This window comes from Vibrio sp. Y176, from assembly GCF_033438945.1.
This window is the reverse complement of sequence record NZ_JAWOQS010000129.1, coordinates 1-1,039: the sequence shown is the minus strand read 5'-3', so window position 1 is coordinate 1,039 and position 1,039 is coordinate 1. Positions and strand designations below refer to the sequence as shown.

General features: G+C 44.7%; 1 protein-coding gene. It reads left to right on the top strand.

The genetic code is table 11. The annotated features are described in order from the left end of the window. The coding region (locus R7O13_RS24570) for a type II and III secretion system protein family protein (RefSeq protein WP_318304899.1) at positions 1–1,039 on the top strand (1,039 nt) is incomplete at both ends.

The window sequence follows — 1,039 nt, the reverse complement described above, 5'->3', positions numbered from 1 at the left end:
GTAATATCGACACCGTATTTGTCGCAGACACTCAAATTGCGGACTACAAGGTAATCGCAAATGGGAAGCTCGTGATTTACGGTATCGGTCGTGGTGCAACGTCGATCATTGCTTATGATCGAGCCGGAAACGAAATTTATAACGCAGAAGTGGTAGTCAACAAGAGTCTAAGACTTTTAAAGCAAACCATTATTGCGAGATATCCAGATGAAGACATTAAGCTGACCAATATTGGTGAGCAAATAGTCATTGATGGTGTTGTTAGCAGCGAAGAGATCAAAGACAAAGTTTACCGCCATGTTGGCGAGATGCTGAAAAAGAGTAAGCAAAGAAATACTTTTGAGCTTTCTGGCGCAAATGGAGAATCCGTTGATCCGCTTGACTATACAGCTACTTACGTTTTCGAAGATATCATCAACAACCTAAAAGTGCTCACTACCGATCAAATCAATTTGAAGTTGACGGTTGCAGAGGTTTCGAGCTCATTCTTAACAGAACTCGGCGTGTCATACGCAGAGACGAATGGTAAGTCGATTGGCGGTGCTGGTCAGTTCGTCAACAAAATTCTGGACTTTACGGCAGAAGATATCGTCGCGGTTATCTCAGCGAGTGGCAACGACAGTATCGGCCAAGTGCTGGCTGAGCCAAACCTGTCGGTAATTTCTGGCGAATCGGCGAGCTTTCTTGTCGGTGGTGAAATCCCAATTACCGTTCGAGACAACGATGGTATTTCCGTAACTTATAAAGAATACGGGGTAAAGCTGTCTATGGTTGCTAAGGTGACAGATTCAGAAAACATCCGCCTGTCACTGCTACCAGAAGTGAGCTCGATTGATAAAACCAATGGTGTGAACTCCGGTCTAGTTAGCGTCCCTTCGCTACGAACTCGAAAAGCTCAGACAACAGTTCAACTGAAAGACGGCCAAAGCTTCGTGTTAGCTGGTCTTTTAACGTCGGAAGAGCAGGAGTCATTGGCAAAAATTCCTTATCTAGGCGACATCCCAATTCTTGGTGCGTTATTCAGTAAGACCAATACCGA